The organism is Vreelandella sp. DA03-1M, from assembly GCF_055725665.1.
Genome location: NZ_CM146798.1, coordinates 3,363,948 through 3,381,197, shown reverse-complemented (window position 1 = coordinate 3,381,197; position 17,250 = coordinate 3,363,948). Strand labels below are relative to the sequence as shown.

16 protein-coding genes are annotated in these 17,250 nt (G+C 54.6%); 12 read left to right on the top strand and 4 right to left on the bottom strand.

The genetic code is table 11. The annotated features are described in order from the left end of the window. The first annotated feature begins 70 nt into the window (after positions 1-70). Positions 71-430 carry a RidA family protein gene (locus tag ACXUPB_RS15855; RefSeq protein ID WP_008956314.1) on the top strand — a complete coding sequence of 120 codons (360 nt, stop codon included), beginning with the start codon at positions 71-73 and terminating at the stop codon, positions 428-430. 11 nt (positions 431-441) lie between these two features. Here ACXUPB_RS15855 and ACXUPB_RS15850 read toward each other — a convergent pair whose 3' ends face one another. The 4 genes from ACXUPB_RS15850 to ACXUPB_RS15835 form a co-directional block, all read right to left on the bottom strand. Continuing rightward, entirely contained in the window at positions 442-1,305 is an 864-nt protein-coding gene (locus tag ACXUPB_RS15850) for a MurR/RpiR family transcriptional regulator (RefSeq protein WP_008956315.1), read from the bottom strand. After that, entirely contained in the window at positions 1,295-3,061 is a 1,767-nt protein-coding gene (locus ACXUPB_RS15845; protein WP_472953382.1) for a two-component system response regulator, read from the bottom strand. Before ACXUPB_RS15845 ends, ACXUPB_RS15850 begins: the two co-directional genes overlap by 11 nt. Continuing rightward, on the bottom strand, positions 3,058-5,670 hold the full coding sequence (locus ACXUPB_RS15840; RefSeq protein WP_472953380.1) for an ATP-binding protein: 2,613 nt from the start codon (positions 5,668-5,670) through the stop codon (positions 3,058-3,060). The genes ACXUPB_RS15845 and ACXUPB_RS15840 overlap by 4 nt, the downstream gene beginning before the upstream one ends. An 88-nt stretch (positions 5,671-5,758) precedes the next feature. Next, positions 5,759-7,114, bottom strand: coding sequence for an aldehyde dehydrogenase family protein (locus ACXUPB_RS15835; protein WP_472953378.1), 1,356 nt, complete (start codon positions 7,112-7,114; stop codon positions 5,759-5,761). Positions 7,115-7,292: 178 nt separating this feature from the next. Here ACXUPB_RS15835 and ACXUPB_RS15830 point away from each other — a divergent pair, with 178 nt between their 5' ends. From ACXUPB_RS15830 to alr, 11 genes are all read left to right on the top strand, one after another. Beyond that, a complete protein-coding gene (locus ACXUPB_RS15830; protein ID WP_472953377.1) occupies positions 7,293-8,444 on the top strand; it encodes a GNAT family N-acetyltransferase in 1,152 nt (383 codons plus the stop codon). Positions 8,445-8,644: 200 nt separating this feature from the next. Continuing rightward, positions 8,645-8,983, top strand: a complete 339-nt coding sequence (gene ftsB, locus ACXUPB_RS15825; RefSeq protein WP_008956320.1) for a cell division protein FtsB — start codon at positions 8,645-8,647, stop codon at positions 8,981-8,983. After that, a complete protein-coding gene (ispD, locus tag ACXUPB_RS15820; protein ID WP_472953375.1) occupies positions 8,980-9,687 on the top strand; it encodes a 2-C-methyl-D-erythritol 4-phosphate cytidylyltransferase in 708 nt (235 codons plus the stop codon). Before ftsB ends, ispD begins: the two co-directional genes overlap by 4 nt. A gap of 17 nt (positions 9,688-9,704) precedes the next feature. After that, on the top strand, positions 9,705-10,193 hold the full coding sequence (ispF, locus tag ACXUPB_RS15815; protein WP_101145209.1) for a 2-C-methyl-D-erythritol 2,4-cyclodiphosphate synthase: 489 nt from the start codon (positions 9,705-9,707) through the stop codon (positions 10,191-10,193). Beyond that, the gene (truD, locus tag ACXUPB_RS15810; protein WP_101145210.1) at positions 10,186-11,220 is read left to right on the top strand and encodes a tRNA pseudouridine(13) synthase TruD; all 1,035 of its coding nucleotides are present in this window, start codon (positions 10,186-10,188) and stop codon (positions 11,218-11,220) included. Before ispF ends, truD begins: the two co-directional genes overlap by 8 nt. Positions 11,221-11,403: 183 nt before the next feature. After that, positions 11,404-12,150, top strand: coding sequence for a 5'/3'-nucleotidase SurE (gene surE, locus ACXUPB_RS15805; RefSeq protein ID WP_101145211.1), 747 nt, complete (start codon positions 11,404-11,406; stop codon positions 12,148-12,150). Next, on the top strand, positions 12,137-12,814 hold the full coding sequence (locus ACXUPB_RS15800; RefSeq protein WP_101145212.1) for a protein-L-isoaspartate(D-aspartate) O-methyltransferase: 678 nt from the start codon (positions 12,137-12,139) through the stop codon (positions 12,812-12,814). The genes surE and ACXUPB_RS15800 overlap by 14 nt, the downstream gene beginning before the upstream one ends. Further along, on the top strand, positions 12,811-13,770 hold the full coding sequence (locus ACXUPB_RS15795; protein ID WP_008956326.1) for a DUF368 domain-containing protein: 960 nt from the start codon (positions 12,811-12,813) through the stop codon (positions 13,768-13,770). The genes ACXUPB_RS15800 and ACXUPB_RS15795 overlap by 4 nt, the downstream gene beginning before the upstream one ends. Before the next feature lie 7 nt (positions 13,771-13,777). Further along, positions 13,778-14,854: a peptidoglycan DD-metalloendopeptidase family protein gene (locus ACXUPB_RS15790; protein ID WP_101145213.1), complete on the top strand. Its 1,077-nt coding sequence runs from the start codon at positions 13,778-13,780 to the stop codon at positions 14,852-14,854. 165 nt (positions 14,855-15,019) lie between these two features. Then, on the top strand, positions 15,020-15,994 hold the full coding sequence (rpoS, locus tag ACXUPB_RS15785) for an RNA polymerase sigma factor RpoS (protein ID WP_035558949.1): 975 nt from the start codon (positions 15,020-15,022) through the stop codon (positions 15,992-15,994). A 144-nt stretch (positions 15,995-16,138) separates the two neighbouring features. Beyond that, on the top strand, positions 16,139-17,239 hold the full coding sequence (alr, locus tag ACXUPB_RS15780) for an alanine racemase (RefSeq protein ID WP_101145214.1): 1,101 nt from the start codon (positions 16,139-16,141) through the stop codon (positions 17,237-17,239). The last annotated feature ends 11 nt before the right edge of the window (positions 17,240-17,250 follow it).

The window sequence follows — 17,250 nt, the reverse complement described above, 5'->3', positions numbered from 1 at the left end:
CTTTTGGCATGGTCAAAGGTAAGCTAAGCGGTTTAGACTGCTTTTTTTCTACTTATTGGGAGTTTGCACTATGACGATTCAGCGCCACGATACGAAAGCCCGCATGAGCCGAGCAGTGATTCACCAAGGGGTTGCCTATTTGTGTGGCCAAGTGGCCGGTCCTGAGGCCCGTAATGGCGATATTACCGCGCAAACGGAAAGCATGCTGGCGCGGGTGGATGCGCTACTGAAAGAGATTGGTTCAAGCCGCGAGCAGCTGCTTAGCGCGACGGTTTATCTAAAAGACGGCAGCGACGTTGCTGCCATGAACGAGGTTTGGGACGCCTGGGTGCCGGAGGGTTATGCCCCGGCGCGCACCTGCGTGTGCGCACCGCTGCCAGCCGATGAGCTGAAAGTGGAAATTACCGTGACCGCCGCCGTCAGTGAGTAAACACTCACCAATCACTTGCCTGGCTTTTCCACCGGAAAGCGGGTGTCGCGCAGGCTGTCTTTGATTTTCTTGAGGTGGGGTAAGAAGTCTTCACCACGCCTCAGGGTCACTCCGGTGGCCAGCGCATCAATCAGCGTTAATTGGATTACCCGCGAGGTCATCGGCATGTAGTGGTCGGTGTCTTCGGGCGTGGCCACTTCAAGCGTGGCAGTACACTCATGCGCTAACGGCGAATTCGGCGCGGTAATGCCCAGAACCACGGCGCCGGCATCCCTCGCCAAGCGGGCAATATCCACCAGTTCCCGGGTGCGGCCGGTGTAGGAAATAATCACTACCACATCACCGGTATGGCAGGCGGCGGCGACCATGCGTTGCATCAGCACATCTATGTAGGCCATCACCGGCAGGTTGAAGCGGAAGAACTTGTGTTGGGCATCCTGGGCCACTGCGCCAGAGGCGCCCAAACCAAAAATGTGGATCTGTTTTGCCTGGGTGAGGTAGTCGACCATGCGCTCGATGGCGGCCATGTCGATTTCACGCTGTGCTTCGTCTAGTGCGGCTATGGTGGCGCCAAAAATTTTTTGAGTGTACTGGGTGGCGGTGTCGCCGGGCTCCACGGCCCGGGTGACATAAGGCGTGCCACCGGCCAAACTCTGAGCGAGTTTGATTTTAAAATCGGGGTAGCCTTTGGCGCCAAAATTGCGACAAAAGCGGTTAACCGTGGGCTCACTAACGCTTGCCGCCTGCGCTAGGCTGGCAATGCTAAGGCTGGTAGCGACCGTCGGGTCCTCAAGAATTACATTGGCGACTTTACGCTCCGAGCGGTTGAGTTCTTCTAAACGTTCGCGTAAGCGGTCAAGTAAGTCATGAGCCATTAACGGCCTCCCTAGGAGAAGTAGAAAGAAGCGGCTGCCATTCGCTGCACCAGGTCACGAAGGCCTCCGCAGGCAGCGGGCGAGCGTAAAAGTAACCTTGTGCAGCCTCACAGCCAATTGAGCTTAAATACGCCGCTTGGGCGGAATTTTCGATGCCTTCTGCCACCACATCGCAACCTACACTATGTGCAAGTTGGGTGATCGTTTGCGCCAGTTGGCGATCAATGGCGCTGGTTTCCAAGTCCATCACAAAGGCGCGATCGATTTTGAGTGTCGAGAAGGGCAGCGTTTTAATATACGCCAGTGACGACTGGCCTGTACCAAAATCATCAATAGCGACAGCGATATTCATTTGGGCCAGTTGTGCGAGCTGCTGACGGGCGTGATCCATATCGCTCATCAACCCGGATTCTGTCACTTCCAGGGCAAAGAAGCGCTGGGGAATCTGCTGCTCTTCAAGCCGTGCCAGTAGCTGTTGGGCAAAGTCTTTACGCGTTAGCTGGCGTGCGGCCACGTTGACGGCAATATGGAAGTCGTCATTGAGCAGTCCTTGCGCCCGCCAAAGGTTGATGTAGCGCATCGCCTCAGTGAGCACCCAGTCACCGATGGCAAGAATATCACCGCTGGCTTCTGCCAGTGGAATAAACTCGCCTGGGGAGATAAGACCGAGCTCTGGATGGTGCCAGCGCAGGAGTGCTTCTGCGCCTATAATTTTGTGATCGGCCAGCGATAATTTGGGCTGGAAAGCGAGCGACATTTCACCTCGCTCGGTGGCACCGCGTATCGCCTGCTGAATGTGTAGCTGATGGCGCTGCTTCTCCTCAATCGCTGGCGTATAGCATTGGATGCGTAGCGACCCTTGGGGCGGCAACGCTAAGGCGGCCATATGCACCAGGCGTTCAGTCTCAAAATGGCCCGTTTCACCGCTAATCCCGATACGTGCGCTAAGGGGAAGCAGCAGCTCATCCAACGCCTGATCCTGCTCAAAGCAGCTCAACAGCTGTTCAGCCAGTTGCGTCAGCTTGGCTGAATCTGCCGTTGGTGTGATAATCAGGTGTTCGCTGCCACCCCATAAGCCGAGCAGGCAATCAGCGCTAAGCTGTTGTCGCAGCTGTTGGCTAATGTGACGCAGCAATTGGTCGGCGACCTGGTAGCCGTGCAGGCGCACCACATCATCTAATTTATCGAGCGCAATAAACAATACCCCTGTGCCGGAGGCTTGAAGGGCTGCCGCTTGCAATGCCTGGTTTAATCCGCGGCGATTGGGTAATTGGGTAATTGAGTCAGTGCGCGACTGGCTATCAAGCTCTTGGGTGCGTTTAGCGACCGTCATTTCTAACGTATCGACCTGCTTATCGCGTATTTGATAGCGGTGCTCAATGTTCAACGTATTGCGTATACGCTGCAGGACTTCATCCTGCTTAAAGGGCTTGGTGATAAAATCACGAACGCCCAAAGCGAGAGCGCGTTGACGGGTGGCATCATCGATTTGCGCGGTGAGCACAATGATCGGAGGCATCTGCTCTTCAAAGTGGGCACTCAACTGCTCAATAACCGCGTAGCCGTCTAAGTAGGGCATACGGATATCCAGCAGTAGCAGGTCAGGCATTTGCAACTGACAGTGGCCAAGCACTTCCCGTGAATCATTAATACCGTGAACATTCTCGAAGCCATACTCGTCAAGTAGGTCGAGCAATAATTCGATATTAACCGTGTTGTCATCAATAACTAGCAGGTGTTTTTCGGTAAGGCTCATGGCACCTTCCTTAACACAGTCGGTAAAAACTGGTGAAGCGTACGGCTTAGCTTCTCGATATCGATGGGTTTCGTCAGGTAATCAGCAAAACCGGCGGCTAAACCATAGCGAAGATCGCGATCCATCGCATTGGCCGACAGGGCAATCACATTAATATGCTGGAGTTCGGGGGTGTTCTGTATCTCCGCTAACGCTTGATAGCCATTCATACCGGGTAAATGAATATCCATTAACACTAAATCAGGCGGCGAGTGACGCATGATTTCAAGCCCTAGTTCTGCACTGGACACCGTCTGAAGCTCAATATTGGGATAGTCTTCTATAATGTCATCCATCAACCGTTGGTTAGTTGGATTGTCCTCAATATAAAGCAGCTGAAAGATGTGCTCAGTCTCGTTGGTGGTCTCTGCGACTTCACTAGGCAGCACGTTTTCTTGCGGTAGGCTCTGGTCGTTGATAGGTAACGTAAACCAGAAGGTGGATCCTTGTCCTGGCGCGCTTTCCACACCGATGCGCCCTTGCATCCGCCCTATGAGTTCGCGGGTAATGGCTAAGCCGATACCCGTACCTTCCGTTGTGCTCTGCTCAGCATCAAGGCGATTAAACGGTTCAAATAGTTCATGCTGGCGCTCAACAGCAATGCCTTTTCCCGAATCGGTAACGCTAATACATAGCTCATCGCTCTCTTGCGTTACCGCGATTTCGATAGTGCCATGGTGACGGTTATATTTAATCGCATTGGAGAGCAGGTTAAGCAGCACTTGTTTGGTTCTGGTGTAATCCGCGCTGACTTGCCAGTGGAGCGGGTGAGGTGTGCGAAGTAAAGTAATACCCGCCGCTTCGATGTTAGCCTCAAGCGTACTGCAAGCATCGTCAATCACGTTGGCCACTACGATTGCCTCAATGGATAGCGTCAGATGACCTGCTTCTATTTTGGCGAGGTCGAGTATCTCATTGATTAAATTAAGCAAATGAAGCCCGCTTTTCTCGATTTGTGTTACTTGGCGCTGTTGTTTTTCAGTCAGTGGGTCGCGCCGTCCTTTGGCTAGTAATTGAGAAAACCCAATGATGGCATTGAGCGGTGTGCGCAATTCATGGCTCATCGAGGAGAGAAATTCGCTTTTAGCCTGATTGGCAATTTCCGCTTGATCTCTGGCGTTAGCCAAATCTTTGGTGACCTCTTCACGCTCAGCCATTTGGCTGTAAAGGTTGATCAGCAGAGCGCAGGTATCGGTAAACGGCTGCAGCCAATCCAGCAGTGCCTGATTGAGCGGCTGTTTGCTATTGGCGATGGCAAACATGCCGATTAGCCGCTCGCCGCTGAATATGGGTACACCCAGGTAATTATGCAGCGGTGGATGACCCGGGGGAAAGCCGCCGCGTTTGACGTGGCTATAAACGTCATCGGTCATAATCACTTCGCCAAATGCAAACACACGGCCGAGCAGCGATTTGGGGTTGGTGAGGGTCATATCGCCGCTACGCAGCCGCTCCATCAGGTGGCGAGACTCTACACTCCAGGACAGGTCGGTAATCGCATGGATTTTAAGCGCATTGGTGGTCGTGGTGGGCATCACTTCACCAATCAGCGCGTAGTCACTGTCGGTAAGGTCGCGAAGCGCCTCCATTAAGAAGGTCCATAGGCGTTCTCCCGACATTAATGCTTGATAGTCGGTAACGCCCTGGTGGAGCACTTTGAGCAAGTTCTGCTCTTTACGCATCCTGCGGTTGGCGTTGTAAACATCGGTTAAATCGGTGAGTACGCCTAAAAACTCGACCACTTTTCCGTGATCATCGTGGATGGCATTAATCGCGAGATGAACCGGTATGTAACGCCCCTCTTTATGTAACGCCTCTACTTCACGGCCACGCCCAATGACTTTGGGCTCGTGACCGGCAATATAGCGGGCGATAAACGAATCGTGCTGTGAGCTTATGCCTGGGGGCGTAAGGACAGAGACATTTTTGCCGAGTAGCTCGCTCTCTTCATAACCGAGAAGGTTCAGTGCGAAGGGGTTGATGCCAATAATCAGGCCCGCGTGATCAATACGTATCTTGGCGGTGGCGCTTTTGGTAAATAGCGCCTCAAAACGGCGCGCGGTATGGGTGAGGTCTACCTGCAGTTTATGCTGGCGCAGTAGTTCTTCTACTTGACCGGCCAAACTGCCGAGTAACATTAAGTCACGCTCGCTGAAGACGCGAGGCTGGCGATCAATGATGCACAGTGTGCCTACTGGCATGCCATTTAATGGCCGTAGTGGGTAACCTGCATAAAAGCGGATATGTGGCAGGTCACCGACCAGCGGATTATCTATAAAGCGCTCGTCGTGAAGCGTATCTTCGATCACTAGTGGCGCATCAAGCGCAATGGCATGGGCGCAGAAAGAGACTTCACGGCTGGTTTCACAGGTCTCAAGGCCCTGATGCGATTTAAACCATTGGCGCTCTTGATCGACTAATGAAACCAGCGCAATAGGCACATCAAACAGGTCACGGGCCAATTGCGTCATACGCTCAAAAGCCGTATCGAGAGGGGTATCGAGTACCTGTAAAGCATGCAAGGCCGCCAAACGCTGTGTTTCGTTATCAGGTGTTTCTGTGGCTTGCATGACCATTCCAAAGCTGAGAATTAATAAAACATACCATAAGGGTTTTATGCCAATGTATAACTAAATATCGGACATTAACCCGTAAGCTTTAACCAAGCCCAATCAGTTTCATTAGCCAGCGCCGGTAAGGCGGATAAAACATGTGGCTGGGTGTGCGTTTTGATTGATAAAAAACACTACGTAAATGACTAAATCGCTCAAAGCCGTGGCGGCCGTGATAGGCGCCCATGCCACTCTCGCCTACACCACCAAAAGGTAAAGATGGCACTGCGTGATGCAGCAGCGTCGTATTAAACACCAGTGCCCCAGAACGAGTGGTTTCCAGCAGCTGTTGCTGTAAAACTTTATCGTGAGTAAATGCGTAAAGCGCTAATGGGTGGGGGAGGGCATTCACAACGTTGATAGCTGCCGATATATCACTGACGCCAATCACCGGTAGGCAGCGGTTAAACGTTTCTTCACGCATCACCTGAAGATCTTGATGGGGGTCGATAATCAGTGCAGGCGCATGTGGACCGTGATCAACGATTCTACAGCCATGATCGTGGGCTTCTTGTAGCATGGCCTCCTGCCGCTGTTGGTGAGCGGCATCAATGGGAGACGTGGCTGCGTGGTCGTCGGGTCGCTGCTGTTGAATGGTGTGGCTTAACGCCTTAACCAAGCCGCTAATATGGCGACTTTCTACCAGCACATAGTCAGGGGCAATACAGGTTTGTCCGCCGTTCATGCCTTTGCCGAAAATAATCGCTGCGGCCGCTTGATCCAGGTCGGCATCGCCCGCCACGATAGCTGGCGATTTACCGCCCAGTTCTAGCGTGATTGGGGTTAAATTCGCCGCCGCCGCTTGGGCGACTTGCCGTCCCACCGCGGTAGAGCCAGTGAATATCAAGTGATCAAACGGTAAGCCGCTAAAACGACGCGCAACCTCCTCATCGCCCTCCACCACGTTGAACTCTTCAGGGGTAAAATATTGCGGTACTAATCGCTTCAGTAGGGCGCTGGTAGCGGGGGAGTGCTTGCTAGGTTTGAGTAACACCCTATTACCGGCTGCAAAGGCGTCAACCACCGGCATTAACGACAAACACCATGGGTAGTTCCAGGGTGATATCACGCCGACAACGCCCAGTGGCTGAGGCGCAATGCGAGCCCGTGCTGGCAGTAGCCGCCAGGGCATACTGACCGCCCAAGGGCGCATCCAGCGCCATAGATTGAGTCTTGCGTGACGAATGGCGTCTAGTACCGCGCTGATCTCGGCTATGCGTATTTCCACGTCGCTGCGCTGACCAAAATCGGTTTGAATCGCACGGATAATCTCTAGCTGGTGATGCTTGGTCATGCGCGCAAGGCGGGCTAGTCGTTCACGTCGCACCGTTAGCGTCGGGTAGGGCATTTGATCGGCAGCATGACGCTGCGTTTGGAAGTCACCCGTTAGGTCGCGCTTCATGGCCTCTCCTGTACGCCGCTATCGGCGTGAGTGATAAACGTGGGTATCAATGTCGGTATAGTTGGTCGGTATAAACGGCTGACGACAATGATTAATGTAAACGGTTAATGCAGTCAGTTAGTGTAAAGTGGTGCTGGTAATTTATATTGCGTTAGCCCCACACTCCCTGGAAGGTGCTATGCCGTTAGATCCACTGTCGCTCACTATTCTACCCACCATTGGGGCCGTCACGGCAAGCCAGTGGGATGCACTCGTCGATAATGATCAGCCCTTTTTACGCCATGCTTTTTTACACGCACTTGAAGCCAGCGGCTCGGTCAGCGTGGCTACCGGCTGGGAGCCTTGTCATCTGAGTGTATGGCAAGGCGAGCAGCTAGTCGCGGCGATGCCCATGTACCGCAAGCATCACTCCTACGGTGAGTATGTGTTTGATTGGGGCTGGGCGGAAGCGTTAGAACACGCCGGTGGTCGTTATTATCCTAAAGCGCTTAGCGCGGTGCCGTTCACACCGGTACCCGGCGTGCGCACGCTGATTGCTGAACACGCCGATGCCACGGCAGTGCGAGCGTTTCTTGCCGAGGCATGGCGTGAACAGTGCACAAGCCAAGCCCTTTCAAGCTGGCATTTGCTGTTTGCCAATGAAGCGGATGTCACCGCTTGGCAGGCACAGTGCCCCGAGCTTATCACCCGTGAAGGCGTCCAGTTTCAGTGGCGTGATCGTGGTTTTGGCGACTTTGATGGCTTCTTGGCCAGCCTGACCTCTAAGCGACGCAAAATGATCAAGCGCGAGCGGCGCTTAGTCGCTGAGCAAGGCTTAACGGTATCGCGTTTGGAAGGCGAGGCGATTACCTCCGCCGATATGGCACATTTCTATCGCTGCTATGCGATTACCTACCATGAGCGTGGTCGTCCGCCTTATTTAAACCATGATTTTTTTGAACAACTACGCCAAACCATGCCGGACGCGCTAGTGCTGGTACAGGCCCATAGTGAAGGCCGCCCGGTAGCCGCAGCGCTCTATTTTCGTGGCAGTAGCACGTTATATGGCCGCTATTGGGGAAGCGAGGTCGTCGCTGATTGTCTCCACTTTGAGGCTTGCTACTACCAGGGGATTGAGTACTGTTTGCAGCATGGCATAACGCTGTTTGATCCAGGCACCCAGGGTGAGCACAAGCTGGTGCGTGGCTTTGCCCCTCAACGAGTGCGCTCGCTGCACTATATTCGCCATCCGGGGCTTGCTGCCGGTGTCGCCCAGTTTTGCCAGGAAGAGGGCGAGCATGTCAGCGCCTATCGCGAAGCGGCCCATCAAGCGCTGCCATTTAAGCAGTGATTTTAACGATCATTTACGCCGTCATTTAAGTCGATATTAAAACTGCTATTAAAACCGACATTAAAGTAAGGCGCGGCTCGCTGGTGTTGCCCCTTAATGGCATAATACGCGCCGATAAGCGCTCTTCAGCGGATCAGCGCAGAGGTTGATTCAGCCAGTGCTTTTAATAAACCCAGCCGATATACCTAGGGAGAGCAATGATGCGCAAATGGCTAGTGATAACATTGCTCGCGGTGGTGGCACTGCTTCAATACGAATTGTGGCTAGGTAACGGCGGCTGGAGCGATTTACAGCGTGTGGAGCAACGTGTGGCGGTGCAAGAAGCGGCCAATGTACCCATGCGCGAGCGCAATGCGCGGCTGGCGGCCGAAGTGACGGATTTAAAAAACGGTTTAGACGCCATAGAGGAACGGGCGCGTAGCGATATGGGCATGGTGCGTACCGATGAACAATTTTTCTGGGTGCCTGGTGTGGCAATTGAGAATGAGCTGATCGGTATTAATGCGGGTCTGGTCGCTCCCCAGGAGCCGGCACAGTGAGCCAAACCTGGCTAATCGTTCCTGCGGCGGGCCAAGGTCGCCGCATGGGGGCAGACAAGCCTAAACAGTATTTAACCTTGGCCGATGAACAGCCGGTGTTGGCGCATACCTTGGCTCGGCTGCATCACGCCTTTCCCCACGCCCGCTTGGTACTCTGTTTAGATGCTGATGACCGCTGGTTTTCACCAGGCTGGGTACCTTTTGCGGACTGGCAGCGAGTACCCGGTGGCAACGAGCGAATGGACAGCGTGTTAAATGCGCTGCACGCCATGACGGCCGAGGGTGACGATGTAGTGATGGTGCATGATGTGGCACGTCCCTGTATTACTGCGAACGATCTGCAGGCGCTCTATCAAGCCGCTTCGACACACCCCGCTGGCGCGCTCTTGGCGATGCCGGTAGCCGATACCATGAAGCGTGCCGATAACCAGCGCCTGAGCTCGCGAACCGAACCCCGGGATGGCTTATGGCATGCGCTAACGCCCCAAGGTTTTCGTTACGCGCTGCTGCGGCGTGCACTGGAAACCGCCCGCCAGCAGCAAACACTGGTAACTGATGAAGCCTCGGCAGTCGAAGCCCTGGGCGAACGGCCGCAATTAGTAAGCGGGCGGCGCGACAACCTGAAAATTACCCACCCAGACGACTTAGCGCTGGCAGCTGCGATTATGGCGGCCCAAGCCGCTAACCTGCCTGACAGGCTTTAATCATTAGGAGCTTAGTAATGCGTATTGGCCACGGATTCGATGTCCACCGTTTCGGCCCCGGCAATCACCTGATGATCGGTGGCGTTAAGCTGCCATTTGACCATGGCTTCGTGGCGCACTCCGATGGCGATGTGCTGCTGCACGCTGTGAGCGATGCGCTGTTAGGTGCCTGTGCGTTGGGCGATATTGGCCGTCATTTTCCCGATACCGACCCAACGTGGGCGGAGGCTGATAGCCGCGAACTGCTGCGCCATGTGGTCACTCTTATTCAGGGCCAGGGCTATGGCGTGGTCAATCTGGACGCCACGCTAATGGCGCAAGCGCCTAAAATGGCGCCTCATGTTGATGCAATGCGGGCCATCATTGCCGCTGACTTAGGCGTCGCGCTTAGCCAGGTTAACGTTAAAGCCACCACTACCGAGCGGCTGGGCTTTACCGGGCGCGGTGAGGGTATTGCTGCTGAGGCAGTGGTGCTGCTAAACCGTGCAGAGGCGCTTAATGATTAATATGCCTGTCTGGCAGCGTTGCTTAGATCCTCTGTTCGGCCCGCCTAAAGCCGGTCAATACCGTGCTCAGGCGGAAGACTTCTGGGTTGACGAACAGTTGGATTTTACTCCCGAGGCGCACGGGGAACACCTGTGGTTGCGGGTTGAAAAACGTAACCAATCCACGTTAGAAGTGGCTAAGTTGTTAAGTCGGCTTTGTGACGTAACACCCCGTGATATTGGTTACTCCGGGATGAAGGATCGTATTGCCGTGACCCGCCAGTGGCTGAGCGTGCATCTGCCAGGGCGCGATGCGCCGCCTGACTTAGAGCAATCGCTTAATGCCCAGGGCATCACGGTGGTTGAGCAGGCGCGCCACCCGCGTAAGCTTAAGCGCGGGGTTCACCGCACTAATCGATTCGTCTTACGCCTAAGCGGTAAGGCCATAGCAAGCGACGACTTTATCAGCCGCTGGGAAGCGCTTTGTCAGTCTGGTGTGCCCAACTATTTCGGCCCCCAGCGCTTTGGTCATGAAGGGCATAATCTTCAGCGCGCAGAAGCACTACTTAACAGAGGTTGGCGTAAACGGGACGACCGTCAAGGTATGATGCTTTCTACCGCGCGCAGCTTTTTGTTTAACGAACTGCTCAGCACTCGCGTTGCGGATGGCACTTGGACGCAACCCCTGGCAGGCGACACCTTAATGTTGGACGGCACGCAAAGCGTGTTTGGTATTGAAGCCACCGATGCGACGCTTCAGGCCCGCGCCATGGCGCTGGATGTGCATCCAACGGGGGTGCTCTGGGGCGTTGGCGAAGCCGGTCAGGGTGACGCTGCTAGCTATGAAACGTATTTGCAGCAGCAGTATCCTGGCTTGTGTAGTGGTTTGGAGCGCTGCGGGGTTAAGCAGGCACGCCGTGCGCTGCGGATGCGGCTGCTGGAACCACAGCTTACTTGGGAAGCTGATGCCGTACGGCTTTCGTTTGCGTTGCCTCGCGGTAGCTTTGCTACCGCTGTGCTTGGTGAGCTGATAGAGATGAGTGGATAGCGGTGGGCGACGTCAGTCGTCAGAACGGTTATAAGTCGTCAGAATAGCTATAAGACGTTAAAAAGTTTACTAAAAGTGATGGATAGGAGTTGTCACCTTTCGCGTTTATGCTGTGTGCTTATGACGCTGGCGCTAATGACTCTTGTGCATATAACTTGTGCATATAAAAAAGGGAGAGCCACTATGCGGCGACTACTGCTTTCAAATGATGACGGTGTTTACGCGCCTGGGTTGCGTGCGCTACACGATGCGCTGCTGTCGCACGCCAATATGCGCGTGGTGGCGCCTGACCGAGACCGCAGCGGTGCCAGTAATTCGCTTACCTTGTCACGGCCGCTTTCATTGACGGCGCTTGATAACGGCTTTTATAGCGTTGATGGTACCCCTGCCGACTGCGTCTATTTAGGCGTTCACGGTGTATGGGATGAAAAACCTGATTTAGTGATCTCAGGGATTAATCACGGCAGTAACCTGGGCGACGATGTGCTCTATTCCGGCACCGTTGCGGCGGCGATGGAAGGGCGCAACCTAGGCATGACCGCGATTGCCATGTCGCTATGCGGCGAGCGCCACTTCGCTACCGCCGGAAGAGTGGCCGCCACCTTGATTGGCGCCGCGGATCAACTCTCGCTACCGCCGCGTACGCTGCTTAACGTCAATGTCCCCGATGTACCCTGGGAAGAGATCAAAGGCGTTAAAGTTACCCGCCTTGGGTACCGCGGACCAGCCGAAAAACCGTTGCCAGTACAAGACCCGCGGGGGCGTACCCGCTATTGGATTGCGCCGGTAGCAGCCAATGCCGATGATGGTGAAGATACCGATTTTGCCGCTGTTGAAGCGGGCTTTGTATCGATTACACCGTTACAAACAGACCTGACGCGCCACCCCGCGCTTAACGATGTGCAGGATTGGTTGGATGTTTTTGCCTGATATCTCCCCTGCTGAGCTGCGCGGTCGCGGTATGACCTCACAGCGTACCCGAGACCGAATGGTCGAGCGCCTCATGCAGCAAGGCATCAACGATGCCCGCGTGCTAGAGGTCATGGCCAGTGAACCGCGTCATCTGTTTGTGGATGAGGCGCTGGCGCACCGCGCCTATGAAGATACCGCCTTACCGATTGGCTTTGGCCAAACGCTATCGCAGCCGTTCATTGTGGCGCGGATGACCGAGCTCGTGTTGCGCGCCGGGCCCCGCCGGGTATTGGAACTGGGCACCGGGTCTGGCTATCAAACGTTAATATTGTCGCGCTTGGTAGAAGAGCTCTACTCCATTGAACGCATTGGTGCGTTGTACGAGCGTGCGGCTGAGCGGTTACGGCGGCTTACGGCCCCAGCCACACTAGCAGTGGCGGATGGAGGCTATGGTTGGCCTGAAGTGGCACCGTTTGATGTTATTTTGCTAACCGCCTGCGCTCATACATTGCCCACATCGCTACTAGAGCAATTGAGTTACGACGGGGTGTTGATCGCCCCCTTGGAAGATCCCGATGGCAGCCAGTGGCTTACTCAGGTAAAGCGCATCGGCAGTGCCTTTGAAAAACGGCGGCTTGAGCCCGTACGTTTTGTACCTTTACTACAAGGAGTAGTGGATTGAAGCGGCAACCCTTGGGAATATTTTTACGTGGCGCAGGGATGGGCGCCGCCGATGCGGTACCCGGTGTGTCGGGAGGTACGATTGCGTTTATTAGCGGTATCTATGAAGAGCTGATTAACACCATCAAGCAATTTGGCCCAAGTGCGATTGGTGTATGGCGTCAAGGTGGCTGGAAAGCCCTGAGTCTCCATTTGAACCTAGCCTTTCTGGTACCGCTATTGGCAGGTGTTGCGGTTAGTCTATTTAGCGTTGCGCATTTAGCACTATGGTTGATGGAAGCGCATCCACTACTGTTGGACGGGTTCTTTTTTGGCCTTGTAGCGGCCTCCGCACTGGTGGTCGGGCAGGCAAGTAGCGGCTGGAAACTATGGTATCTGCTGCCATTGTTGGTGGGGTTAGTGCTCGCCCAAGCGTTGCCAGGCATGATGCCGCTGGTGCTGCTGCTGGGCAACGAGGCGCTGGTAGTGATGGTGGCAGGCTGCATTGCCATCAGCGCCATGCTCCTGCCAGGGGTATCAGGCAGTTTTCTATTGCTGACAATGGGGCTCTACGGCACCATCATGGGAGCAATTCGCAGCTTTGATCTGGGCATTATTATTCTGTTTGGAATGGGCTGTGTGGTGGGTTTAGCGTTGTTTTCACGCTTGTTGTCCTGGTTGTTACGGCGCCACCATACCTCGACCATGCAACTGCTACTGGGGTTTATTGTCGGTTCGTTACCGGTTCTCTGGCCATGGCGTGAACTGTTACGCTATCAAATAGGGCCAGAAGGGCAAATGATCCCTTTGGAGCACCGTTATTTGTTGCCCGCTGACTATGCCGTATTGACCGGTGCCTCGGCACAAGTAGCTGGCGTTGTCGCGCTAATGGCCTTGGGGGCACTCATTGTTGTGTTACTCAACCGACACGCGGATCGTCGGCCCATCGATACCAAGCTTGGCGCTGAAAAGGAGTAAGGTTTATATGCGTAAAGGTTATAGTCTTAAAGTACTGATGATGTCGGCGCTGGCATTAACAATTGCGGGTTGTGCCAGCCAACAAGGCGGAAGCCCTCAAGTGCGTGATTTAAGCCAAGCACGCCAAGCGGTGGAAAACTCACCCCAGTACACCGTTAAAGCGGGCGACACGCTGTATGGCATCGCATGGCAGCACAATTTGGATTATCGCCAGTTGGCGGCAATGAACAATATTGATGCGCCGTACCAAATTCGGCCAGGGCAAACCATTGCCCTGCGCGAAGGCGCCTCAACGTCATCAGTCGCCAGTAGCCAGCCTGCCGCTAATAACAATGGTGGTGGCGCCGTGGCGACCGGACTGAATCCGCAAGCAGCCTCTGTTGCGAGTGATGACCAGGAACTCGACTGGCTGTTGCCCGACGAATCCGCGATTCAACGTAACCAGCGCCTAACCGCTGAACGCGATGCCGTAGAGGCTGCGGAACAAGTGGCTGATTCTTCGCCTAGCAGTGAAGAAAATACCTCTTCCTCCACGCCTGAGCCTGAAGTGGTCGCAGCTGCCGAACCTGAGCCTGCCGCTCAGCCGGAACCTGAGCCAGCGTCAGAACCTGAACCGCAGCCAGTATCAGAACCCGAGCCACAGCCTGAAGCTGCTCCAGCTACACAAAGTGCCAGCGTTGACCGCTCTTCGCGTACCTATACGCCTGCTGAAACGATCAATTGGCAATGGCCTGCCGATGGCAACGTCGTCGGGGCATTTGGACAAGGCGATAGCATCACTGCCGGGATTGATATCACCGGTGAAAAGGGGCAACCTGTTAAAGCAGCTGGGCCCGGTATTGTGGTTTATGCGGGCAGCGGCGTCAGGGGTTATGGCAACCTCATCCTTCTCAAGCACAACGACCAATTCCTGAGTGCGTATGCGCATAACGATAGCTTACGGGTCAGTGAAAATGACGTGGTAGAAGCGGGTGAAGTGATTGCGACGATGGGGGATAGTGACGCAGAAAATGTCCGATTGCACTTCGAGGTTCGCCGTGATGGCCAGCCTCAAGATCCCATGGACTTTCTGCCTTCCCGCTAATGCACTCACCGGTAGCGTGGAAGGCCAGCGTTTAACTTGGAAGTTGCCCGAATCGCTGTATTCGAGCGTCATATAACAATTGTCACATAACAATATGGTGTGCGCCTTAGAGCGCACCCCTTTGACTTTCTAAATGGCGGGTAGGCGAAACACGGGGGTAAGGCCATGAGTATGTTGGAGAAAGATCTACAGGAGGTTGACCTGGAGGCTGCTGAGGAGGCACTTGATAATACCGATGATGACATCGCGGTAGAAGAAGATGCTTTTGAAAAAGCGCTAGGGCGTGAGGATCGACAATCGACCCAAAGCTTGGATGCAACGCAAATCTACCTCAACGAAATCGGCTTTTCGCCATTATTAACGCCAGAAGAGGAAGTATATTACGGCCGATTAGCGCGTAAGGGCGACCCGCTGGGACGCTCACGGATGATTGAGTCCAATTTGCGGCTGGTGGTGAAGATTGCCCGCCGCTACCTTAACCGCGGCTTAACGCTGCTGGATTTGATCGAAGAGGGTAATTTGGGCTTGATCCGCGCCGTTGAAAAGTTTGACCCCGAACGGGGTTTTCGTTTTTCAACGTATGCCACTTGGTGGATTCGACAAACCATTGAGCGCGCGTTGATGAACCAAACGCGTACAATCCGTTTGCCGATTCATGTGGTCAAAGAGCTCAATATCTACCTGCGCGCGGCGCGCGAATTGACCCAGAAGTTTGACCATGAGGCCACTGCTGAAGAGATCGCCGAGCACCTGGACAAACCGGTCGAGGTGGTCAAAAAGATGCTCGGCCTCAATGAGCGCGTATCGTCCGTTGATTACCCGATGGGCGGTGAGAGCGATAAGCCGCTGATCGATACGTTGACCGACGATGAGGTGCAGGGGCCTGAAGCGCGTCTGGTGGATGGCGATGTCAAAGAGCACGTTGATCTTTGGCTTGATGAGCTGAGCGAAAAACAGCGTGAAGTTGTCGTGCGCCGCTTTGGCTTACGGGGTCACGAATCCGCCACTCTTGAAGAAGTCGGTGCCGAAATTGGTTTGACCCGTGAGCGGGTACGTCAGATTCAAGTCGAAGCGCTGAAAAAGCTGCGTCGTTCGCTGGAAAAACAGGGTCTCTCGTTAGAAGCTTTGTTTGAAACTTAAGTGTTTGAAGCGCAACAAAGGTGATTATTAAACGCGCCTTCCCTCTAAGCCGAGCAAGTACCTATAGGTGCTTGCTCGGTTTTTTATCGCTGACATTTTTTGTTAATAAGCATTTATTGCTGAATCAGGTAAGTGAGAAAACCTATGCGCCCCCTTGTGGCCGATATTGATCTGGACGCGCTGCGTCACAACTATCAATTGGCGTGCCGCTGTGCGCCCCAAAGCCGCTCAGTGGCCGTTATCAAAGCTGATGCTTACGGGCATGGTGCGCTAGCGTGCGCTCAAGCGCTGGAGGCCCATGCTCCCGCGTTTGCCGTCGCCTGTATCGAAGAGGCTCTCGCGTTGCGTAAAGGTGGCATTACGAAGCCTATCGTTCTGCTTGAAGGCATCTTCAGTACTGATGAGTTGGCGCTGGTGGACACCCACGGTTTCTGGATCGCGGTGCATAGCCAGTGGCAGGTTGATGCACTGTTGGCGGCCACGCCACGCCAGCCCATCCCGGTATGGTTAAAAGTCGACTCCGGCATGCACCGCCTGGGCTTTGCCATTGAAGAGGCCGCTGCCATCTGGCGCCAGCTTCTTGCTGCGCCGAGTGTGGCTTCGCTGCACCTGATGAGCCATTTTGCCACTGCCGATGCTCAGGATAGCCGTTATTTCACTCAGCAAATGGCACGGCTCCAGGAGTTGACCAGTGAGCTAGAAGCGCCGCTATGCCTAGCCAACTCACCGGCGACCTTGGCGTGGCCGGTGGCACATGGTGACTGGAACCGGCCAGGCGTCATGCTCTACGGCAGCGACCCCTTAGAAGTCGCCAATGACATCACCCGGCAACTGAAGCCAGTGATGACTCTGCGCTCTGAAATTATCGCCCTGCGAGAGCTAGAAGAGGGCGAGCCCGTGGGCTACAGCGGGCGCTGGCGTGCGCCGCGGCGTTCACGCATTGCCGTGGTTGCCTGCGGCTACGGTGACGGCTATGACCGCCATGCCCGCGATGGTACGCCAGTGCTGGTAAACGGCCAACGCTGCGCGATTGCCGGTAAAGTCTCTATGGATATGCTCACGGTGGATGTAACAGACGTGCCCGATGCCGCCATTGGCAGCGAAGTCGTATTATGGGGTAGCGCTAGCAACGGCGAAGTACTGCCGGTGGATGAAGTGGCCCGTTACTGCGATACGATCAGCTATACCCTGCTGACGGGGGTACTGCCCCGGGCGCCTCGGCGTTATCATGGGCGTTCTGATTAAACGGTTGTTTT